The following is a 20,754-nucleotide window of genomic DNA, read 5'->3' on the forward strand; positions in this document are numbered from 1 at the left end:
CAGGGTTTAGAGCTCAGAACTCAGGCCCAGGCCCGGCGGCCGGCCAAAGCACTCACTTCATTCACAGACAGACGGCTCACCTTCCATGCAAGATTCGCAACTGCTGCGCTATTCGCGTCAGATATTGCTCCCTCAGGTCGATATCGCGGGTCAGCAACGATTGCTGGCCGCGCGGGTGCTGGTGATCGGGGCTGGCGGTCTGGGGTGCCCGGCGGCGCTCTATCTGGCGGCAGCCGGTGTCGGCACGCTGGTGCTGGCCGATGATGACCATGTCGAGCTCTCCAATCTGCAACGTCAGATCGCCCACGGAGAGGCGGACATCGACCAGCCCAAGGCGCGCTCGCTCGCCAGCTCGGTGTCGGCGATCAATCCCGACACCGAGGTGATCGCCCTGTCCGAACGCCTTCAGGGCGAGGCGCTGGCCGAGCAGGTCGCCGCCGCGGACGTGGTGCTCGATTGTACTGACCGTTTCAGTTCGCGCTTCCCGATCAACGCCGCCTGCGTGGCGGCAGGCACGCCGCTGGTGTCGGGTGCCGCGATTCGTTTCTCCGGTCAGTTGGCGGTATTTGATCGCCGTGAGGCAGATGCGCCGTGTTACGGCTGCCTGTATTCGCCGGAAGAGCAGGGCGATGAAGAGCTGACCTGTGCCGAGAGCGGGGTCATCGCGCCGTTGGTCGGCATCATCGGGGCCTTCCAGGCGCTGGAAGCGCTCAAGCTGATCAGTGGTGCCGGGCATGTGCATCGAGGGCTCGCCACCTTCGATGGCCTGACCGGTGAGTGGCGACGCATGGGGCTCAAGCGTGACCCCGCCTGTCCGGTATGTCGTCGCTCGACATGACATGAGTGGATCACTCCCCGAGCACCCTTCACGCCAATGCGTGGAGGGTCTGTCACCAAGCCCCGCAGCCTCTCAGGCTGCGGGGCTTTTGCTTTTCTGATCTCAAAAGTCTGACGCTGATGACCTCAGGGGCGTGCGCCATTGTGGGGCGTCAAAAGGGGGGCAAGGCGGTACGTGTTGAAAATTTATACCTCGCGGGGCAATCAATATGCAGTATTTGCCGGTGACGTGTGGTAAATAACGCAAATATTCCCCGGGTCGGTGAATAAACTCAACAGTGGCGGGTAAGGAGGGGCATGGTCGGCTGCAGATCAGGCGCGACAGACGAGCCGCGGCGAGACCGCCAGGAAGCGCAGCGTGGGCGTGATGACATCCGCTCCTACTACCGGGCCAGTCAGCGTGTGACGCTTGCGCCCTGTCCACCGTTGGCCGGGGAACGGCGCGCTGATGTCTGCGTGATCGGCGGCGGTATCACCGGCTGCTCAGCGGCTCTGCATCTCGCTGAGCGTGGCTATTCGGTCATCCTGCTGGAGGCGCGCGGCATCGGCTTCGGGGCTTCGGGACGCAGTGGCGGCCAGATCCTGCCGGGACTTGGCACCGACATCGCCACGGTCGAGAAGGCTCTCGGCCGTCAGCAGGCGCATGCCATCTGGGAGATGAGTCGCGAGTCGGTTCGTCTCACCACCGCACTGATCGAGAAGCACCGGATCCCCTGTGATTATACCCGCGGCTATCTTCATGCTGCCGTCAAGCCGCGACATGTGCGCGAATTGCAGGAATTTCAGGCGCGCATGGCACGCGATCATGACTACCATGCATTGCAGTGGTTGCAGGGGGATGCCCTACGAGCGCGAGTCGTCACCGATGCCTATCCCGGGGCTCTGCATGATGGAGAGGGTGGCCATCTGCATCCGCTGAATTACACCCTCGGGCTTGCGCGTGCTGCTCAGCGGGCAGGGGGCACGATCTGTGAACAGAGTCCTGTGCTCAAGCTCGAGCATGGCCGAAGTGGCAGTGGCATCGTCGCCAATGGCTCCGGTGGGCAGGCAGGGCGTGCGCGTGTGCATACCGCGCAGGGCAGCGTGAGTGCCGAGTTCGTGGTGGTGGCGACCAACGCCTATCTCGATGGCCTGGTCCCGCGGCTGGATGAGCGCATCATGCGCGTCGCCAATTATATCGTGGCCACCGAACCGCTCAGTGAAGCACAGGTCGCGCAGGTGTTGCCGGGCAATGATGCCCTTTCCGATGCCAACTTCGTGCTCGACTACTACCGTCTCTCTGCTGACAGGCGCCTGCTCTACGGGGGGGAGGTGAGCTATACCGGACGAGAGCCGCGCCACCTCAAGACGCGCATGGACGGCAAGATTCGCCGTCTGTTTCCGGCGCTTGACGGGGTGGGGATCGATTACCGCTGGGGCGGTGACGTGGCCATCACCATGAATCGGGCACCGGACTTCGGGCGTCTTGCCCCGAATGTCTATTACGCCCAGGGGTACTCGGGACATGGCATGTCGCTTGCAGGGCTGGCGGGCAAATTGATCGCCGAGACGATTGCCGGCCAGGCGGAACGTTTCGATGTCTTTGCCGCCATGCCCCACCGCGCCTTCCCGGGTGGACACTGGTTGCGAACTCCTCTGCTGGTCCTGGCGACCAGCTTCTACACGCTGCGTGATCGGCTCTAGGCCGAAGCCATGATGAAGGTGCTGCACATTTGACATCGTTGATCATCCCGACAGCCCATGAGCGGGACACGACTGGTGAGTAATCGCAAGGGAGGCGCGATGAGCGCAGTGGACAGCAACGAGGGTATGGCGCCTGAGCGAGACACGAGAGAGTCGTCGGAGGCTGGCCAGCCCCGGTTCCAGTGCCGTGCCGCGTCATCCATTCAGCTCAAGGGGCTGCACAAGCGCTTCGGCAACGAGGTGGCGGCGCTTGATGGTGTGGATCTCGCCATTCAGCCCGGCGAGTTCTTCACGCTATTGGGGCCTTCCGGGTGTGGCAAGACGACGCTTCTGCGCATTCTGGCGGGGCTGGAGGCATTGGATGAGGGGCAGGTGGTGATCGGCGGGCGCGATGTCACCGACGTGCCGCCGCATCAGCGCAGCGTCAATACGGTCTTCCAGTCCTATGCGTTGTTCCCGCATCTGAGCGTGCGCGACAACCTCGCCTTCGGTCTGCGCATGCAGGGCATGCCGAGTGGCGAGCGCGAGGCAAAGGTCGCCGAGATGGCCGAGTTCATCAAGCTGGGGAGTCTGGTCGATCGCCGGGTCGACCAGCTCTCAGGTGGTCAGCGCCAACGTATCGCGCTGGCGCGGGCGCTGGTCTGCGAGCCGGATGTGCTGCTGCTGGATGAACCGCTGTCGGCGCTGGATGCCGGGCTGCGCAGTCAGATCCAGATCGAGCTGCTGCGTCTGCAGAAGCGCCTTGGCATGACCTTCGTGTTCGTCACCCATGATCAGCAGGAAGCGATGGTGATGTCGGACCGCATCGCGGTGCTCGACAGCGGCAGTATCCAGCAGGTGGGGACGCCGCGCGAGATCTATGAATGCCCGGTCAATGCCTTCGTGGCGCGTTTCATGGGGCATGCCAATCTGTTCGAGATCACGGCTCGCGATGACAGCCGCGATGACGCCGTCCGGCTGACCACGCCGCTGGGCATGCTGACGGCGCAGGCACCGGGCAGCGGCGGGTTGCTGCTGCTGCGCCCCGAGACGCTGGATCTGCGGCGGCGTCCCGCCAGCGAATTCGAACGCTACGACGTGCTGGAAAATCATCTGCCGGGCCGAGTACAGGAGCGACTGTACCGCGGTAGCCATGCCGAATATCGCGTGGAGGTGGCGGGTGTCACCTTGCAGGTGGTGGTCAACAATCGGGGCGGCCAGTTGCCGGACGTGGGAGACCACGTCGATGTGGTGGTGGCCGCGCAAGACCTGATCACGCTGGAGGCATGACGATGGCCTATCACGGGAGCTTGCCCACGGCACGCAGTCGCGCGGTGGTGGCCGAGTCACGCCACCTGCTGTTGACGGTCGCCCCCGGCGCGCTGTGGATCATCATCTTCCTGGTGCTGCCCAGTCTCTATCTGATGAGCGTGGCCTTCATGAGCAATGGCCCCTATGGCTTGCCGGAGATGCCCTTGTCGCTGACCTCGTTTACGCAGCTGGCGGGTCAGGGCTTTCTCGGCTGGAGCCCGGGCAATCTCATGACGCTGGGGCGTTCGCTGTGGCAGACCGTGCTTTCCACCGTGCTGGTGGTGTTGGTGGCGTATCCGATCGCCTATCACATCTCGCAGGCAGACCAGCGCTGGCGGCCGATCATGCTGCTGGCGGTAGTCGTGCCGTCCTGGACCAATCAGGTCATCCGCACCTTTGGCTGGATGAACCTGCTGGCGCCGGGCACGCCGTTGGCGGAGCTGGCCGAGGCCATGGGCATGATCGCGCCCAACATGGGGCTCTATCCGTCCAATTTCGCGGTCACGCTGGGGCTGGTCTACAACTTCCTGCCCTTCATGGTGCTGCCGCTGTATGCCGCTTTCGAGAAGCTCAATCTCTCGCTGGTGGAAGCGGCGCAGGATCTCTACGCCTCGCCGCTCAAGGCCTTCTGGCATGCGGTATTCCCCCAGACGTTGCCGGGGCTGCTGGCGGGGGTGGTGCTGGTGGCGATCCCGGCGTTCGGCATGTACGTGATTCCGGAGCTGCTCGGCGGTGGCAAGGGCATGATGCTGGGCAATCTGGTCGCCAATCAGTTCTCCGGCAGTGCCAACTGGCCGCTGGGGGCGGCGGGGGCGATCCTGATGTTGATCGCGACCTTCATCGGACTCTATGCCATGCGTCGCATCGGCAGGCGCCTGGGTGGCGGTGAAGAGGTGGTGATATGACGCGCGGCGGACTTCACAAGGGATTGCGGGGCTTCTGGTGGCTGACGCTCGGTTTTCTGTATCTGCCGCTGATCGTGGTGATGCTGTTCTCCTTCAATGCCTCCAACAGTGCCGCCAGCTTCACCGGCGTGTCACTGCGCTGGTATCGGCGTCTGCTGGGCAATGACGCGATTCTGTCGGCGCTGGGCAATTCGCTGTGGCTGGCGGTGGTCTCGTCACTGCTGGCGCTGATGATCGGCACGCTGATCGGCTATGGAATGTATCGCCATCGTCACCGCAAGCTGGGGTGGCTGATCGTGTTGATCTATCTGCCCATCGTGTTGCCGGACATCGTGTTCGGGATCTCGGAAATGACCTTCTTCGTCAAGATCAATGAGTTGACCGGGCTGCTGTCACCGGGGCTGGGCACCATGATCATCGCGCATGTCACCTTCCAGATTCCCTTCGTGGCGCTGATCGTCTATTCACGCTTCGTCGGTCTGGATCCGACATTGTTCGAGGCGGCCAAGGACCTCTATGCCACGCCGCGCCAGCGCGTGCAGTTCTTCATGTTGCCGACCCTGAAGCCGGCGTTGATCTCGGGCTTCCTGCTGTCCTTTACGCTGTCGCTGGATGACTTCGTGATCAGCTTCTTCACGTCAGGTCCGGAGAGCGCCACCTTGCCGATCTACATATGGAGCGCGATACGCAAGGGCGTGACACCGGAGATCAATGCCATCGCCACCCTGATGATGGCGGTGGTCGCCCTGGCGGCGATCGTGAGTCTTGCGCTGTCACGCCGGCGCAGCGCTTCATGATTTCGCTGGAGGGTCACTCGTCGTACCCCGCCCCTGACCAGGCAGGCATGCCGGTATTGGGGGCGGGCATTCACCACCTCTCTCATCGACTGAACGGAGCATCACAATGACAACTCACACGCTGCGTCTCGCGGTCGCCATCGGCAGTCTGCTGCTGGCAGGCGCCGCCCAGGCTGAAGACAGGAAGCTGTATCTCTTCAACTGGACCCAGTACATGGACCCGGAGATCATCACCGCCTTTGAAGAGGCCTTCGATGTCGAGGTGGTCGAGAATTATTACAACTCCCTGCCGGAAATGCTGGCCAAGCTGAATGCCGGCGGGGTGTCCCAATACGACATCATCGTGCCGTCCAATTACTACGTGCCGCGCCTGATCAACACTGGTCTGGTCCAGAAGATCGACAAGGCGAAAGTGCCCAACCTGGCCAATGTCGATGCGCAGTTCAAGGACCCGAGCTTTGACCCGGGAGCCAACTACACCGTCCCGTATCAGTGGGGAGTCACCGGGCTGGTCTACAACGCCAGCACGTTCAAGGATGCCCCCAAGAGCTGGTCACTGCTGTTTGATCCCGCCGTCAATGCCTCATATCCGTTCAGCCTGATGGGCGATGGCCAGGTCAGCATGGGGGCGGCCTGTGCCTATCTCGGTCATGGCTATGACTGTACCGGCATGGATGCCTGGCGTGAGGCGGCCAGATTGCTGATCGAGACCAAGCATCGCGACAACTTCAGCGGCTTCTCCGATGGCACGCCGGCCCTGCAACAGCTGGCACGCAAGGTCACGCATGGTGCGCTGTCCTACAACGGCGACTATCTGTTCTATCTGGACGAGAATCCGGAGTCCTTCGCCGATATCAAGTACATGATTCCGGATGAAGGTGCCGAGAAGTGGGTCGATTCGATGATGATTCCCGCCAAGGCGCCGCACCCTGAGCTGGCACACGCCTTCATCAACTTCCTTCTGGACGCCAAGGTCGGCGCGCAGTTGTCCAACTACAACTACTACGCCAGCCCCAATGCCGCCGCCAGGCCGTATCTGGATGAGGTGCTGACCCAGCCACCGATCCAGCCCTCCGAGGACGACATGGCGCGTCTGCATTTCTCGCCGAGTCTCTCCGGTGAGCAGTTGCAGATCTTCCAGCAGTTATGGTCGGAAGTGCAGGCCCGTTGAGTCGGCGTCTCGTCGATCGCGGGCATCTCGTCATTGACCGCAGGCGCTGCCTGCGGTGTTCAAGGAAGGTGTTATGAGTGTCAATCACGTGGGTCACGAGCAGCCGGGTCATGAAGATGATGACGCGATCCTGCAGGAATGGTTCGCCGCTCACGGTATCACCGAGGTGGAATGTCTGGTCACGGATCTGACCGGCATTCTCAAGGGCAAGATCATGCCTGCGCGCAAGTACCTCAATGGCGGGCGGCCACGCCTGCCGGATTCGCTGTTCATCCAGACCGTCACGGGAGGCTATCCGGATGATGAAGACAGCCGCTTCTGGAACCCGGCCGAACAGGACATGCAGCTGATTCCGGACGTGAACGCGCTCTATCTGGTGCCGTGGGCGGAAGACCCCACCGCACAGGTCATCCACGATTGCTATTACCTGAATGGTGAGCCGGTCGAGCTGTCGCCACGCTATGTGCTCAAACGGATACTGGCATTGTATGCCGAACAGGGCTGGCAGCCGGTGGTGGCGCCGGAGGCCGAGTTCTATCTGGTCAAGACCAATACCGACTCCGATTATCCGCTGGAACCGCCCATCGGCCGCAGCGGTCGGCAGGAGAGCAGCCGTCAGTCCTTCTCCATCGATGCGGTCAATGAATTCGATCCACTGTTCGAGGAGATGTATGACTACTGCGAGGCGATGGGGCTGGATCTCGACACCCTGATCCATGAAGAGGGAGCGGGGCAGATGGAGGTCAATTTCGAGCATGGGGATGCTCTTTCTCTCGCCGACCAGGTGGTGATGTTCAAGCGCACCCTGCGGGAGACGGCGCTGCGACATGGCATGTACGGGACCTTCATGGCCAAGCCGATGGCCTATCAGCCGGGCAGTTCGATGCATATTCACCAGAGCCTGGTGGATGTCGAGTCAGGCAATAACCTGTTTGCCGATGCGTCGGGTCAGCCGAGCACGCTGTTCCGTCACTTCATCGGGGGCCTGCAGACCTATCTGCCCGCCGCGATGCCGTTCTTCGCCCCCAACGTCAATTCCTATCGGCGTCTGATGCGCAATGACACCAGTGGCTCCGCACCCATCAATGTCGAGTGGGGCCTGGACAACCGCACCGTGGGCCTGCGGGTGCCGGTGTCGGACGCGGCAGGTACGCGGGTCGAGAATCGTCTGGCGGGCGCCGATGCCAATCCCTATCTGGTGATGGCGGCTTCGCTGGCGTGTGGTTATCTGGGAATGATGGAGCGGATCGAGCCGCGCCCTCCGGTGGTCGGCTCGGCCTGGGAGGGCGGCAATACCCTGCCGGACGATATCGGCCCGGCACTCGATGCTCTGCATGCCTGTACGCCGTTGGCCAACATCCTCGGCGAGCGCTTCGTGAAGAGTTATCTGGCCGTCAAGCGTGCCGAGCATGGGGAATACTTCCAGGTCATCAGCTCCTGGGAGCGTGAGCACCTGCTGCTGCGTGTCTAGACCCCCTGCGGTACGCCAACGGATACCGGGAGGCCACGATATCCGCCGTGGCCTCCCGAGGTTCAGGGGAAGAGGCGGGCGGAAGAAGGGTCGTCGTCAGTGAGGGGCATGACGCGTCAGTCCGGCGCTCATGGTGTGTATCTGCAAGATGTCTTGTTCGCAGGTTGATCTGGTCTACCACAAGGATGCTGTCATGAGTGCCACTACCCCCCTGGAGCCTGCCGCCTCCTGGTATGCCGCTTCCGCCAATGCCGCCCCCGAGCGCCCGCCGTTGTCCGGTGAGGTCAGCTGCGATGTCTGCGTGGTCGGCGCTGGCTTCACGGGAATCTCGGCGGCACTGCACCTGGCCGAGCAGGGGCTCAAGGTGATGGTGCTGGAGGCCGCCTGCGTGGGGTATGGGGCCTCGGGTCGCAATGGCGGGCAGATCGTCAACAGTTACAGTCGCGACATGGACGTGATCGAGGCGCGCTTCGGCGCACGGACGGCGAAGGCATTGGGCGACATGGCCTTTGAGGGCAATCGCATCATTCGGGATCGCATCGCTGACTATGCCATCGACTGCGATCTGCGCGACGGCAACCTCTTTGCCGCCTGCAACGCTCGTCAGCTCAAGGGGCTCAAGGAGCACAAGGCCCTCTGGGAGCGCTATGGCAATACCAGTCTCGAATTGCTGGAAGGGGATGCCTACCAGCGCGAAGTGAGCGCCGAAGGGTATACGGGCGCCCTGGTCGACCACTCCGGCGGCCATCTCCACCCGCTCAATCTGGTGCTGGGCGAGGCCGCGGCCTTCGAGTCCCTCGGCGGGGTGATCTTCGAACATAGCCCGTTGGTGAGTCTCGAGCATGGCAGTCCGGTCGTGCTCAGGACGGCCGCTGGCGCCATCCGGGCCGAGCGTGTGGTGATGGCGGGCAATGCCTATCTTCACGGTGTGCTGCCGGAGCTCGAGGGCAAGTCGATGCCCTGCGGCACGCAGATCATCGCCACCGAGCCGTTGGCGGATGACGTGGCGCACGGGCTGCTGCCCAATGGCATGGCGGTGGAGGACTGCAACTATCTGCTGGATTACTACCGCCTGACCCGCGACAACCGTCTTCTCTTCGGGGGCGGTGTCAACTACGGCGGTGAAGACCCCGCCGATATCGAGGCTCTGATTCGGCCCAAGCTGCTCAAGGTCTTCCCGCAGCTGGCCAGCGTCAGGATCGACTATGCCTGGAGCGGAACCTTCCTGATGACGCTCAATCGACTGCCGCAGTTCGGCGTGCTCAATGACAATGTCTATTACGCCCAGGGGTATTCCGGGCATGGCGTGACCTGCAGTCACCTCGCCGGACGACTGATCAGCGAGGTGATGAGGGGGCGTGAGGGTCGCTTCGATGCCTTCGCGAACCTGCCGCATCTGCCGTTCCCCGGGGGACGACTGTTGCGAGTGCCGCTGTCTGCCGTGGGAGCCTGGTACTACCAGACGCGCGACAGGCTCGGCCTCTGATGCACCCGAAGCGGGAGGGCAGGGCCGGCAAGCGCGCTCCGGCCGTAATTCCCACTGCGCAAGCGTGTCCGGGGTGAGGCGCCTCAGATGCTGCGCAGGTACCAGTCGTATTCCAGACGGCTGATGATCTGCATCGCGGCCTCGCGCTCCGCCCGGCGACCGGCAATGAAGACATTCAGGAAGCGCTCGCTGAAAGCGGCCGTGAGGGGGGCGCTTTCCTCCAGCAGCGTCAGGGCCTCGGGCCAGCTGTTGGTCAGGCTGGGCTCGAACTGATCATAGGCATTGCCGGTCACCGGCTCACCCGGGGAGATCCGATGGGTGATGCCATGGATGATGGAGGCCAGCAGCGTCGCCAGCAGCAGGTAGGGATTGACGTCAGCCCCGGCGACCCGATGCTCCAGCCGACGCGCCTCATTGGGGCCGGAGGGAATGCGGATGGCGACCGAGCGGTTGTCGAATCCCCAGGTGGGCGCCATCGGTACGTACAGGCCCTGCTGGAAACGGCGGTAGGAATTCAGGTTGGGGGCAAACAGCGCCATGGAGGCGGGCATGAGTTCCAGCAGGCCGCCGATGGCGTGACGCAGGGTCTCGGTGCCCAGAGGATTCTCGCCGGGGTCTGCGAAGACATTGTGTCCATCGCGGTCCACCAGGCTCAGGTGCGCATGCATGCCATTGCCGGCTTCATCACCGTACGGCTTGGCCATGAAGGTCGCGTCGAAGCCATGACGCAGGGCGACACCCTTGATCAGGCGTTTGAGCAGGACGGCGCTGTCACAGGCCTTCATGACGTCGTCGAGATGAATCAGGTTGATCTCGAACTGACCCGGGGCGCACTCCTTGAGCGCGGTATCCAGCGGCAGCTGTTGGATGCGTGCGGCATCCTGGATCTCTTCCAGAAAGTCGGCATATTCATCCAGCTCTCCGATGGAGTAGAGCTGGCTTTCCGTGGCGCGCTCACCCGTGAGCGGAGAGCAGGGCGGCTGCACCATGCCCAGGTCATCGCGCTCACGATCCACGAGATAGAACTCCAGTTCCAGCGCGACGACGGCGGTCAGCCCCATCCCGGCCAGAATATCGACCTGTTTCTGCAGCTGATTGCGGGGGTCCGCGAAGAAGGGGCCGTCCCTGTCATCGCGCATGTTCATCAACAGCTGGCCTTGCTTGCCGCCGCGCAGCCAGGGGGCTGGCATCAAGGTGCCGGGGATCGGGCGGCAGACCTGATCCCCATCCCCGGTCTCCAGGCCCAAACCGGTCTCTTCGATGGTGTTGCCGGCGATATCGATCGCGAAGACGGAGCCTGGCAGGTTGATGCCCTGCTCGTAGGCCTTTTCCAGATTCTCGCGCGGGATACGCTTGCCGCGCTGGATGCCGCTGATATCACTGATCAGCAGGTCGATGCTCTCGATTTCCGGATGGCGGTCCAGAAACTCTCTGGCCTCATCGACGTGAAGGCTGTTCATGGGGGGTCCTGTGAGCGGGTAGTGGCACATCATATATCGCTACGCCATCCCGTGTTGTCAAATAATTCACAGCGCTTACCCGTTGCACCCTCGAGGCAGTATCATCGGCTGAGGCGCTTCCTTTCGATCTCTATCCCGTGGTTTCCCCTTGCTTGAGATTGCCTTCGTGCCTGATTGGCAAGGATGTCAGTTCAATCGATGTTGAATAAAACATACCAAATGACCGGGGTGCATGAGCGGCCCCTGAAGGAGAACCCATGACGTCTCGCCCTCTGGTGGGTGTGATCGCCTGCCGTCGCACGATTGAAGGCCATCCGGCGCACATGGTGACTGACAAGTACGTCAGTGCCCTGCGCGAATTCGGACTGGAGCCACTGGTGATCCCGGTATGGGAAGACGTCATGGCTGACTCGGCCAGAGCGCTGCTGGCGCGACTGGATGGGTTGCTGCTGACGGGCAGCTATTCCAACGTGCACCCGGCGCGGTATGGCGAGGCCATCGCGCCGGAGAATACCTATGAAGACACGGCACGAGATGCGTCAGCCATGGCTTGGGTACCGCTGGCGCTCGAGTTGCAACTGCCGTTGCTGGGTATCTGTCGCGGCTTTCAGGAGCTGAACGTCGCCTTTGGTGGCAGCCTGCATCAGGCGGTGCAGAACGTGCCCGGCTTGAGGGATCATCGTGAGCCCGAGGGCGATCTCGACGTGCAGTTCGCCCCCTCCCATGGCATCAGCATCCTGCCGGGCGGGCGGCTGGCCGAGTTGTACGCCGCGCCTGAGGCGCGGGTCAATTCCGTGCATCAGCAGGGGATCGCGCGGCTGGGCGAGGGGCTGCGTGTCGAAGCGGTCGCTCCGGATGGTCTGGTGGAGGCGATCTCGATCATCGCAGCGGGAGCCTTCACGCTGGCGGTGCAATGGCATCCCGAATGGAAGCCACGTCAGCACCCGCTGTATCAGGCGATTCTGGAAGGATTTGCCGCGGCCTGTCGGGACAGGTCCGGGCAAGCATCATCCGTTCAGGAGACACCTCGTCAGCCGTCGTGAAGATGACGACGAAGCCGCGTCCCGCGCGCCTGCAGACGCTGCAGGATGAAACGGCGCTGGCTGCCTCTCCTGCGTTCTCGTGTGACCTGCCCCCCCTCTTACCTGACTTCGGAATCCTGATCATGAGCCGTCCCCGGACATTGACCGATTGGCAGGCGCTCGCCGCCCGTCTGACGCCGCAACTGCAAGGCAATGCCTTCATCAACGATGACTTCGTGCCGGCGGTCAGCGGCGAGACCTTCGAGTGCCTCAATCCGGCCACTGGGGAACGATTGGCGAAGGTGGCCAGCTGTGACGGCGCCGATGCCGAGATCGCCGTCCGGCATGCGCGTGCCGCCTTCAAGAGGGGTGTCTGGTCGCGCATGGCGCCTGTCGAGCGCAAGGGCGTGCTGCTCAGGCTGGCGGACCTGATGGAGAGACACCAGGATGAGCTGGCGCTGCTGGATACCCTCGACATGGGCAAGCCGATCACCAGCGCGCTGGATGATGTGGCGGGAGCGATCGGCTCGATCCGCCATCAGGCCGAGTCCATCGACAAGCTGTACGGCGAGGTCGCGCCGACCGGCGAGCAGGTGCTGGGGCTGGTGCTGCGCGAGCCGCTGGGGGTGGTGGCCTCCATCGTGCCGTGGAACTTCCCGCTGATGATGACGGCCTGGAAGATCGCGCCGGCGCTGGCCGCGGGCAACAGTGTCATCCTCAAGCCGTCGGAGAAGTCACCACTGTCAGCGCTGCGTCTGGCGGCACTCGCACGTGAGGCAGGCATCCCGAGTGGCGTCTTCCAGGTGTTGCCGGGCTTCGGGCATACCGTCGGGCGTGCGCTGGCCCTGTCGATGGACGTCGAGTGTCTGGCCTTCACCGGTTCCACCGCCGTCGGCAAGCAGCTGATGCAGTATGCCGGACAGTCGAACCTGAAGCGTGTCTTCCTGGAGTGCGGTGGCAAGAGCCCCAACATCGTGTTCGCCGATTGCGCGGATCTGGATCGCGTGGCGGAGAGTGCCGCTGCCGCCATCTTCTACAACCAGGGCGAGGTCTGCATCGCCGGTTCCCGCCTGCTGGTGGAAAACTCGATCCGCGACGTCTTCGTCGCCAAGGTGGTGGCGGCTGCCAATCGCATGCAGCCGGGCGACCCGCTGGACCCGACAAGCTTCATGGGGGCGATGGTCGACAGCACCCAGCATGAGCGCGTGATGGGCTACATCCGCAAGGGGATCGAGGAGGGGGCGGTGCTGCGTGCCGGCGGCGAAGACGTTGCCGGGCCGGGGCTGTTCATCCGTCCGGTGGTCTTCGATGGCGTCACGCCCGAGATGGTGATCGGCCGTGAGGAAATCTTCGGGCCGGTGCTGTCGGTCTTCGGTTTCGAGACCGAAGAGGAGGCGCTGGCGCTGGCCAATGACAGTGATTTCGGACTGGCGGCGGGGCTCTGGAGCCAGGACATCGGCCGCATCATGCGCATGACCCATCGTCTCGAATCCGGCCAGGTCTTCGTCAACAACTGGGCGGGGGGCGATCAGAGCATGCCCTTCGGCGGCGTGAAACAGTCCGGCAACGGGCGCGACAAGTCCCATCACTCGCTGGCGGAATACACCCAGCTCAAGAGTGTCTGGATCGCGCTGGACTGAGCTAGGCTGAACTGGGCTGGGCTGGGCTGGGCTGAACTGAACTGAACTGAAACCGGGCCGAACCGGGCTGTCACGCGTTGGCGGAAACACCGTGCAGCACGAAAAGAGGCCACGCGATCGCGTGGCCTCTTTTCTGTTGTCATCTGCCGCAAGTGTTTGCCGCAAGGTCTAGAACATGCGTGCCGGCGTCGCACAGCTGACCAGACGGCACTCGACTTCGCCGATGTTGCGAAAGCGATGCGGCACATTGGTATCGAAGTAGTAGGCTTCACCGGCTTTCAATACCCGGGTGTCGCTGCCGATGGTGATCTCGATCTCGCCTTCGATGACCACCCCGGCTTCCTCTCCCTGATGGGTGATCATCTCGCGGCCGGTGTCACTGACAGGCGGGTAGGTCTCGATCATGAACGACAGATTGCGATCCTGACGCTTGGCCCCGACCAGTTTGAAGACCACCTCTCCGCTGCCCACGTTCGTCAGCTCCTCTTCGCCATAGAACACCTTGGCGGTGTTCTCGAGTTCCATGGTGAAGAAATCACCGATGCTCATGGGAATGGCGGCGAGAATCTTGGACAGTGAGCTGACCGAGGGGCTGACCTTGCCCTGTTCGATCAGTGACAGGCTCGAATGGGTCACCCCACAGCGCTTGGCCAGCTCGCGTTGCGAGATGCCCCGCAGCGTACGCAGCGCCCGCAGGCGCGCACCGACATCATCTGCCATCAGAACTTCCTTCGCGAAGCGACGATTGACTGGAAATGCCTTGAGTCCTTGAGCGACAACGGCCAGCCTCGGGATGTCCGTGACTGGCCGTTGCATGCAGCGACAGGATGACTCAGAGGCGCAGGATCAGCTGAGGCTGTCCAGCTTTTCCTTGAGCACCTTGTTGACCTGTTGCGGGTTGGCGGTGCCGCGTGAGGCCTTCATCACCTGACCGACGAAGAAGCCGATCATCTTGCCACGCTTGTCCGGTTCGGCTTCCTGATACTGGGTCACCTGAGCCGGATTGTCGGCGATCACCTGGTCGACCACTGCCTCGATGGCACCGGTGTCCGTGACCTGCTTGAGGCCACGTGACTCGATGACCTCGTCGGCGCTCTCGCCTTCGCCATCCCACAGCGCGGCGAACACCTGCTTGGCGGCCTTGCCGTTGATGGTCTCATCGACGATACGCTTGATCAGGCCCCCCAGCTGGGCTGCCGAGACCGGGCTCACGGTGATGTCGAGATTTTCCTTGTTGAGACGCCCTGACAGTTCGCCCTGCACCCAGTTGGCGGCTTGCTTGGCGTCGCCGCAGACATCCTTCACTTCCTCGAAGAAGTCGGCCATCTCACGGCTGGCGGACAGCACGCTGGCATCATAGGCGGACAGCCCCAGTTCGCCCTCGAAGCGTGCGCGCTTCTCGGCCGGCAGCTCCGGCAGAGTCTGGCGCAGGTGTTCGATGTAGGCGTCGTCGACTTCCACCGGCAGCAGGTCCGGGCACGGGAAGTAGCGGTAGTCGTTGGCTTCTTCCTTGGTGCGCATGCTGCGCGTCTCGTCGGCATCCGGATCATACAGGCGGGTTTCCTGCACGACCTTGCCGCCGTCCTCGATCAGCTCGATCTGACGCTCCACCTCGAAGTGGATGGCGCGCTCGATGAAGCGGAAGGAGTTGACGTTCTTGATCTCCGCGCGGGTGCCGAAGGCTTCCTGCCCCTTGGGGCGCACCGAGACGTTGACGTCGCAACGCAGGGAACCTTCGGCCATGTTGCCGTCGGAGATGCCGAGATACGTCACGATGGCGTGGATCGCCTTGACGTAGGCCACCGCTTCCTTGGCGGAGCGCATGTCCGGCTCGGAGACGATTTCCAGCAGCGGTGTGCCGGCACGGTTCAGGTCGATGCCGGTCATGCCCTGGAAGTCTTCGTGCAGTGACTTGCCGGCGTCTTCCTCGAGATGGGCATGGTGGATGCGGATCGACTTGCGCGTGCCATCCTCGAGCAGGATCTCGAGTTCACCCGGCCCGACGATGGGCTGATCCATCTGGCTGGTCTGGTAGCCTTTGGGCAGATCCGGGTAGAAGTAGTTCTTGCGCTCGAACACCGAACGGCCGGCCACGGCGGCATTGACGGCGAGGCCGAAGCGCACGGCCATGGCCACGGCCTGCTCGTTGAGCACCGGCAGGGTGCCCGGCAGGCCGAGGTCGACGGCGCTGGCCTGGGTGTTGGGCTCGGCACCGTAGGTGGTGGACGAGCCGGAGAAGATCTTTGACTGGGTGGCGAGCTGAGCGTGAACCTCAAGCCCGATTACGACTTCCCATTGCATCAGGCTTGCTCCTGTCCGAATTCCGGGCGCTGGCGGTGCCAGTCGGTGATTTGCTGGAACTGGTGCGCGACGCCCAGCAGGGTCTGCTCACCGAAGTGCGGGCCGAGAATCTGCAGACCCACCGGGCGCTTGCCAGCCAGACCGGCCGGCACGCTGATGCCCGGAATGCCCGCCAGGTTGATGGCGATGGTGTAGAGATCCTGCAGGTACATGGACAGCGGGTCCTTGTGCGCGCCGAGATCGAACGCCGGGGTCGGTGCCGCCGGCCCCATCAGCACATCGACCTGGTCGAAGGCATCGAGGAAGTCCTGACGGATCAGGCGACGCACCTTCTGGGCCTTGATGTAGTAGGCATCGAAGAAGCCTTCGGACAGGGTGTGCGTGCCGATCAGGATACGGCGCTTCACCTCGTCGCCGAAGCCTTCCTCGCGAGTGCGCTTGTAGAGGTCTTCCAGGTCCTGCGGGTCCGCGCAGCGGTGGCCGAAACGCACGCCGTCGTAACGCGACAGGTTGGAGGAGGCCTCGGCCGGTGCGATCACGTAGTAGGTCGGGATGGCCAGGTGGGTATGCGGCAGGGAGATTTCCTGCACGCTGGCACCGGCATCCTCGAAGACCTTGATCGCGGCACGCACGGAGGCTTCGACCTCCGCTGACAGGCCGTCGCCGAAATATTCCTTCGGCAGGCCGATCTTCAGGCCCTTGAGGTCATAGTCCAGGCCTTCGACGTAGTCCGGCACGCCACGTACCACGCTGGTGGAGTCACGCGGGTCGGCGCCGGCGATCACGTTCATCAGGCGCGCGCAGTCCTCGGCGGAGCGTGCCATCGGGCCACCCTGATCGAGACTGGAGGCGTAGGCGATCATGCCGTAGCGGGAGACGCGGCCGTAGGTCGGCTTGAGGCCGGTGATGCCACAGAAGGCAGCCGGCTGGCGGATGGAGCCACCGGTATCGGTGCCCAGTGCCGCCGGGGCGAGGCCTGCGGCGACGGCAGCGGCGCTGCCGCCGGAGCTGCCACCCGGGACGGCGGACAGGTCCCACGGGTTCTTGACCGGACCGTAGTAACTGTTCTCGTTCGAGGAGCCCATCGCGAACTCATCGAGGTTGGTCTTGCCCAGCATCACCACGCCTTCCGCCTTGAGCTTCTCGATCACGGTGGCGTCGTAGGGGGAGATGAAGTTGTCGAGCATCTTCGAGCCGCAGCTGGTGCGCACACCCTCGGTGCAGAAGATGTCCTTGATGGCCATCGGCACGCCGGTCAGCGGCGCGGCATTGCCGGCGGCACGCCTGGCGTCCGCGGCATCGGCCTCGCGCAGCGCCTCTTCACGGCACAGGGTGATGTAGCTGTTGAGCTCGCCGTCAAGGCGTTCGATACGGGCCAGGAAGGCTTCCGTCAGCTCGCGACTGGTGTACTCGCCGGCCTCGAGGCCTTGCGCCAGCTCACTGAGCGTCTTGTCATGTAGTGCAATGGACGATGACATGTTCGATTCCATCTGTGCACACGATGCAAAGGGCATCGCACGCGGAAATTCCGGGGGCGGACGGGGCGTGCCGCGTGGCGTGGTATCAGGTCTGGCGGTCTCTCACCTCACGTGAGGGATCGGCCAGGCGTGATCACTCGACGACGCGCGGTACCAGATACAGCCCCTGTTCTGTGGCCGGAGCCACCTGCTGAAAACGCTCGCGCTGATTTGACTCGGTGACTTCGTCGGCACGCAGGCGTTGCGTGGCTTCCAGCGGGTGCGCCAGGGGAGCGACGCCGTCGGTGTCGACCTGTTGCAGCTGGTCGACCATGGCGAGAATCCGATCAAGATCCGCGACATAGGCTTCGGCATCCTGCGAGGCAAGACCCAGGCGTGCGAGGTGAGCGGCACGCAGCACATCTGAATGTTCAAGGGCCATGGAAGTTTCCCTGTCTTGGCTTCGTGAGGCTTGAGGTAACGGCGAGTGCAGTCTGCTCGGTGACCTGGCGTTGGCCAGCGGTGAGGCAACTGCTCGCCCGTTGCGCTGTCACAGTGTGATTCGGCGTGAAATGTACCACATCTGCGGCGCGCTGGCAGGCGTGTCAGCTTGCCGCCATGGGGTGGCAATGGTACCGTTCGCGTCTGCACAGGGTTCCGGTCTGGACTAGGTGATCAACTTCCATGTTTAAACGTTTACGTGGGCTGTTCTCGAGCGATCTGTCGATCGATCTGGGTACCGCCAACACGCTCATTTATGTGCGCGGTCGCGGTATCGTGCTCGACGAGCCCTCCGTCGTTGCCATTCGCCAATCCGGGAATGCCCGCAGCGTCGCGGCTGTCGGTGCCGATGCCAAGCGCATGCTGGGGCGTACCCCCGGCAATATCACGGCCATCCGCCCGATGAAGGACGGCGTCATCGCCGACTTCACCGTCACCGAACAGATGCTCCAGCATTTCATCCGCAAGGTGCATCAGAGCACCTTCCTGACGCCCAGTCCTCGCGTTCTGGTGTGCGTGCCGTGCATGTCGACCCAGGTCGAACGCCGCGCCATCAAGGAATCGGCCGAAGGGGCCGGTGCGCGTGAGGTCTACCTGATCGAGGAGCCCATGGCGGCCGCGATCGGTGCTGGTCTTCCCGTCGAGGAAGCCATGGGCTCCATGGTGGTCGACATCGGTGGTGGTACTACCGAGATCGCCATCATCTCGCTCAACGGCGTGGTCTACTCCGAGTCGGTACGCATCGGCGGCGACCGCTTCGACGAAGCCATCACCTCCTACGTGCGTCGCCATTACGGCAGCCTGATCGGTGAAGCGACGGCCGAGCGCATCAAGGAAGAGATCGGTTGTGCCTACCCGGGCGGCGAGCTGCGCGAGATCGACGTGCGCGGTCGCAATCTGGCCGAAGGCATTCCACGCTCCTTCACGCTCAACTCCCACGAGATTCTCGATGCGCTGCAGGAGCCGCTGGCGGCCATCGTCTCGGTGGTCAAGAGCGCGCTCGAGCAGTCTCCACCGGAGCTGGCATCCGACATCGCCGAGCGCGGTCTGGTGCTGACCGGCGGTGGTGCGCTGCTGCGTGACATCGACAAGTTGATCGCGGAAGAGACGGGCCTGCCGGTGATCATCGCCGAAGACCCGCTGACCTGCGTGGCGCGTGGCGGTGGCAAGGCGCTGGAAATGATCGATCAGCACACCTTCGAGCTGCTGTCGAGCGATTGACCTCGTCCGGGGCCGGGCATGCTGTGTGCTGTACGGCTGGTCCCGGCCTGTCGGAGGAAGTGCTATCAAACCCCTGTTCACGCGTGGCCCCGTGCCCGGCTATCGCATGCTGTTGTGTGCGGTGCTGTCCTTCGCGCTGATGTTTGCCGAAGATCGCTTCAGCTGGATGGTCGACGTGCGTGCCAGCATGGCGACACTGGTTTCCCCTGTGCAATGGGTGGTCAGTCTGCCTACAGAGGGCCTCAGCTGGGGCGCACTGGTGTTTGCCGACCAGCAGAAGCTCGCCGATGAAAACCGGGCACTGCGTGAGCAGCTGCTCAATCTGTCCAGCCGTGTGCAACGCATGGCGAGCCTGTCTGCCGAGAATTCCCGTCTGCGCGAATTGCTCAATGCCGGTCAGCGCAGCGATATCCCCTACATCACGTCCCAGTTGCTGACGCTTGATGCTGATCCGTTCTCCCATCGCATGGTGGTGGATCGCGGTGAGCAGGACGGCGTGCGCATCGGTCTGCCGGTACTGGATGCCTACGGGCTGGTCGGTCAGGTCATCTCCACGTCGGCCTACAACAGTCGCGTGCTGATGATCAGTGATGCCAGTCATGCCGTGCCGGTGGAGGTCAATCGCAATGGCCTGCGCTTCATTGCCCAGGGCAGCGGCAAGATCGATCAGGTGGATGTGCTGCACGTGCCGGACACCGCGGATATCCGTGTCGGGGACCTGCTGGTGACCTCAGGGCTCGCGCTGCGCTTTCCGCGCGGCCTGCCGGTGGCACGTGTCACCGAGGTCTATCATGACCCCGGCAAGCCCTTCGCTCGCGTCAGTGCCGAACCCATTGCCCAGCTTGAGCGTTCGCGCAACTTCCTGATCCAGATGCCACCCGCCGTCGACGTGGAGAGCCTCTACGTGGATGACAGTCTTGACGAGCTGCCCAAGGACAACCTCGCCGCGCCCGCTTCGGACGCGGGTGACGAGGACGCGGCGGATGCCGAGGCGCAGCAGAGCGCCAATGCGCCAGGGGAGAACAACTGATGGCCTTTCGCCCCCAGACCACCTTGCTGTGCTGGTTCTCGTTGCTGCTGGCCCTGTGTCTTCAGGTCATGCCCTTGCCGGATGTGTGGTTGATCTGGCGTCCGCAGTGGCTCGGTCTGATGCTGGTCTACTGGTGCATCGTCTCGCCGCAGAGTGTCGGTGTCTTCCATGGCTTCCTGTTCGGCCTGGCGCTGGATGTCCTGCAGGGAGCACCCTTGGGGCACAATGCGCTGGTGCTCTCGCTGACCGCCTTCATGGGCGTGTTGCTCTACCAGCGCATCCGCGCCTACTCATTGCTGCAACAGGCCTTGCTGGTGATCGTGGTGCTGGGCATCGCGCAGCTGGTGGACCAGTGGTTGCGCAGCATCTTCGGTGCCGGGCCAGTGAGTCTGTCCTTCCTGCTGTCGGCGGTGATCGGTGGTGCACTGTGGCCCTGGCTCTACACCCTGCTGCAGATGCTGCGTCGTCGACTGACGGCGTGA

Annotated in this window: 18 protein-coding genes; 13 read left to right on the forward strand and 5 right to left on the reverse strand. The window is 63.3% G+C overall.

Going from position 1 to position 20,754, the window contains the following annotated elements; genetic code table 11:
- Positions 1 to 85: 85 nt before the first annotated feature.
- The 8 genes from moeB to OW493_RS00125 all read left to right on the forward strand — a co-directional run bounded on the left by moeB (position 86) and on the right by OW493_RS00125 (position 9,640).
- Entirely contained in the window at positions 86 to 838 is a 753-nt protein-coding gene (moeB, locus tag OW493_RS00090; RefSeq protein WP_176492871.1) for a molybdopterin-synthase adenylyltransferase MoeB, read from the forward strand.
- A gap of 296 nt (positions 839 to 1,134) precedes the next feature.
- On the forward strand, positions 1,135 to 2,520 hold the full coding sequence (locus tag OW493_RS00095; protein WP_289862656.1) for an FAD-binding oxidoreductase: 1,386 nt from the start codon (positions 1,135 to 1,137) through the stop codon (positions 2,518 to 2,520).
- Positions 2,521 to 2,619: 99 nt separating this feature from the next.
- Entirely contained in the window at positions 2,620 to 3,789 is a 1,170-nt protein-coding gene (locus OW493_RS00100) for an ABC transporter ATP-binding protein (RefSeq protein WP_240704187.1), read from the forward strand.
- A 2-nt stretch (positions 3,790 to 3,791) separates the two neighbouring features.
- On the forward strand, positions 3,792 to 4,715 hold the full coding sequence (locus tag OW493_RS00105; protein ID WP_077371517.1) for an ABC transporter permease: 924 nt from the start codon (positions 3,792 to 3,794) through the stop codon (positions 4,713 to 4,715).
- A complete protein-coding gene (locus tag OW493_RS00110) occupies positions 4,712 to 5,512 on the forward strand; it encodes an ABC transporter permease (RefSeq protein ID WP_176492873.1) in 801 nt (266 codons plus the stop codon). The genes OW493_RS00105 and OW493_RS00110 overlap by 4 nt, the downstream gene beginning before the upstream one ends.
- 106 nt (positions 5,513 to 5,618) lie before the next feature.
- Positions 5,619 to 6,683, forward strand: coding sequence for a spermidine/putrescine ABC transporter substrate-binding protein (locus OW493_RS00115; protein ID WP_077371523.1), 1,065 nt, complete (start codon positions 5,619 to 5,621; stop codon positions 6,681 to 6,683).
- 73 nt (positions 6,684 to 6,756) lie between these two features.
- Entirely contained in the window at positions 6,757 to 8,154 is a 1,398-nt protein-coding gene (locus OW493_RS00120; RefSeq protein ID WP_077371526.1) for a glutamine synthetase family protein, read from the forward strand.
- 193 nt (positions 8,155 to 8,347) lie between these two features.
- Complete coding sequence (locus tag OW493_RS00125) at positions 8,348 to 9,640, forward strand: FAD-binding oxidoreductase (protein WP_289862671.1); 1,293 nt, start codon at positions 8,348 to 8,350, stop codon at positions 9,638 to 9,640.
- Between the two features lie 83 nt (positions 9,641 to 9,723).
- Here the strand turns inward: OW493_RS00125 and OW493_RS00130 are convergent, their stop codons facing one another.
- On the reverse strand, positions 9,724 to 11,100 hold the full coding sequence (locus tag OW493_RS00130; RefSeq protein WP_077371532.1) for a glutamine synthetase family protein: 1,377 nt from the start codon (positions 11,098 to 11,100) through the stop codon (positions 9,724 to 9,726).
- Between the two features lie 257 nt (positions 11,101 to 11,357).
- Between OW493_RS00130 and OW493_RS00135 the strand changes: the two genes are divergently transcribed.
- Both OW493_RS00135 and OW493_RS00140 read left to right on the forward strand, forming a co-directional pair.
- Complete coding sequence (locus OW493_RS00135) at positions 11,358 to 12,143, forward strand: gamma-glutamyl-gamma-aminobutyrate hydrolase family protein (protein WP_289862675.1); 786 nt, start codon at positions 11,358 to 11,360, stop codon at positions 12,141 to 12,143.
- A gap of 122 nt (positions 12,144 to 12,265) precedes the next feature.
- On the forward strand, positions 12,266 to 13,762 hold the full coding sequence (locus tag OW493_RS00140; protein ID WP_289862678.1) for an aldehyde dehydrogenase: 1,497 nt from the start codon (positions 12,266 to 12,268) through the stop codon (positions 13,760 to 13,762).
- 168 nt (positions 13,763 to 13,930) lie between these two features.
- Here OW493_RS00140 and OW493_RS00145 read toward each other — a convergent pair whose 3' ends face one another.
- The 4 genes from OW493_RS00145 to gatC form a co-directional block, all read right to left on the reverse strand.
- Positions 13,931 to 14,482, reverse strand: a complete 552-nt coding sequence (locus OW493_RS00145; RefSeq protein ID WP_084209232.1) for a cupin domain-containing protein — start codon at positions 14,480 to 14,482, stop codon at positions 13,931 to 13,933.
- 126 nt (positions 14,483 to 14,608) lie between these two features.
- Entirely contained in the window at positions 14,609 to 16,063 is a 1,455-nt protein-coding gene (gatB, locus tag OW493_RS00150; protein WP_289862683.1) for an Asp-tRNA(Asn)/Glu-tRNA(Gln) amidotransferase subunit GatB, read from the reverse strand.
- Positions 16,063 to 17,541, reverse strand: coding sequence for an Asp-tRNA(Asn)/Glu-tRNA(Gln) amidotransferase subunit GatA (gene gatA, locus OW493_RS00155; protein ID WP_077371547.1), 1,479 nt, complete (start codon positions 17,539 to 17,541; stop codon positions 16,063 to 16,065). The genes gatB and gatA overlap by 1 nt, the downstream gene beginning before the upstream one ends.
- 133 nt (positions 17,542 to 17,674) lie before the next feature.
- A complete protein-coding gene (gene gatC / locus OW493_RS00160; RefSeq protein ID WP_077371550.1) occupies positions 17,675 to 17,962 on the reverse strand; it encodes an Asp-tRNA(Asn)/Glu-tRNA(Gln) amidotransferase subunit GatC in 288 nt (95 codons plus the stop codon).
- A 242-nt stretch (positions 17,963 to 18,204) separates the two neighbouring features.
- On the opposite strand from gatC, the gene OW493_RS00165 reads away from it, so the two are divergent.
- The 3 genes from OW493_RS00165 (at position 18,205) to mreD (ending at position 20,754) form a co-directional block, all read left to right on the forward strand.
- A complete protein-coding gene (locus OW493_RS00165; protein WP_043332576.1) occupies positions 18,205 to 19,242 on the forward strand; it encodes a rod shape-determining protein in 1,038 nt (345 codons plus the stop codon).
- A 64-nt stretch (positions 19,243 to 19,306) separates the two neighbouring features.
- Positions 19,307 to 20,272 carry a rod shape-determining protein MreC gene (gene mreC, locus OW493_RS00170; RefSeq protein WP_255304420.1) on the forward strand — a complete coding sequence of 322 codons (966 nt, stop codon included), beginning with the start codon at positions 19,307 to 19,309 and terminating at the stop codon, positions 20,270 to 20,272.
- On the forward strand, positions 20,272 to 20,754 hold the full coding sequence (mreD, locus tag OW493_RS00175; RefSeq protein WP_077371553.1) for a rod shape-determining protein MreD: 483 nt from the start codon (positions 20,272 to 20,274) through the stop codon (positions 20,752 to 20,754). Before mreC ends, mreD begins: the two co-directional genes overlap by 1 nt.

The organism is Cobetia sp. 14N.309.X.WAT.E.A4 (assembly GCF_030397495.1).
Lineage (GTDB): Bacteria > Pseudomonadota > Gammaproteobacteria > Pseudomonadales > Halomonadaceae > Cobetia > Cobetia marina.

Coding starts and splice junctions, on each gene's coding strand:
- moeB (WP_176492871.1), top strand. CDS start 86: ATGCAAGATTCGCAACTGCTGCGCTATTCGCGTCAGATATTGCTCCCT.
- OW493_RS00095 (WP_289862656.1), top strand. CDS start 1,135: ATGGTCGGCTGCAGATCAGGCGCGACAGACGAGCCGCGGCGAGACCGC.
- OW493_RS00100 (WP_240704187.1), top strand. CDS start 2,620: ATGAGCGCAGTGGACAGCAACGAGGGTATGGCGCCTGAGCGAGACACG.
- OW493_RS00105 (WP_077371517.1), top strand. CDS start 3,792: ATGGCCTATCACGGGAGCTTGCCCACGGCACGCAGTCGCGCGGTGGTG.
- OW493_RS00110 (WP_176492873.1), top strand. CDS start 4,712: ATGACGCGCGGCGGACTTCACAAGGGATTGCGGGGCTTCTGGTGGCTG.
- OW493_RS00115 (WP_077371523.1), top strand. CDS start 5,619: ATGACAACTCACACGCTGCGTCTCGCGGTCGCCATCGGCAGTCTGCTG.
- OW493_RS00120 (WP_077371526.1), top strand. CDS start 6,757: ATGAGTGTCAATCACGTGGGTCACGAGCAGCCGGGTCATGAAGATGAT.
- OW493_RS00125 (WP_289862671.1), top strand. CDS start 8,348: ATGAGTGCCACTACCCCCCTGGAGCCTGCCGCCTCCTGGTATGCCGCT.
- OW493_RS00130 (WP_077371532.1), bottom strand. CDS start 11,100: ATGAACAGCCTTCACGTCGATGAGGCCAGAGAGTTTCTGGACCGCCAT.
- OW493_RS00135 (WP_289862675.1), top strand. CDS start 11,358: ATGACGTCTCGCCCTCTGGTGGGTGTGATCGCCTGCCGTCGCACGATT.
- OW493_RS00140 (WP_289862678.1), top strand. CDS start 12,266: ATGAGCCGTCCCCGGACATTGACCGATTGGCAGGCGCTCGCCGCCCGT.
- OW493_RS00145 (WP_084209232.1), bottom strand. CDS start 14,482: ATGGCAGATGATGTCGGTGCGCGCCTGCGGGCGCTGCGTACGCTGCGG.
- gatB (WP_289862683.1), bottom strand. CDS start 16,063: ATGCAATGGGAAGTCGTAATCGGGCTTGAGGTTCACGCTCAGCTCGCC.
- gatA (WP_077371547.1), bottom strand. CDS start 17,541: ATGTCATCGTCCATTGCACTACATGACAAGACGCTCAGTGAGCTGGCG.
- gatC (WP_077371550.1), bottom strand. CDS start 17,962: ATGGCCCTTGAACATTCAGATGTGCTGCGTGCCGCTCACCTCGCACGC.
- OW493_RS00165 (WP_043332576.1), top strand. CDS start 18,205: ATGTTTAAACGTTTACGTGGGCTGTTCTCGAGCGATCTGTCGATCGAT.
- mreD (WP_077371553.1), top strand. CDS start 20,272: ATGGCCTTTCGCCCCCAGACCACCTTGCTGTGCTGGTTCTCGTTGCTG.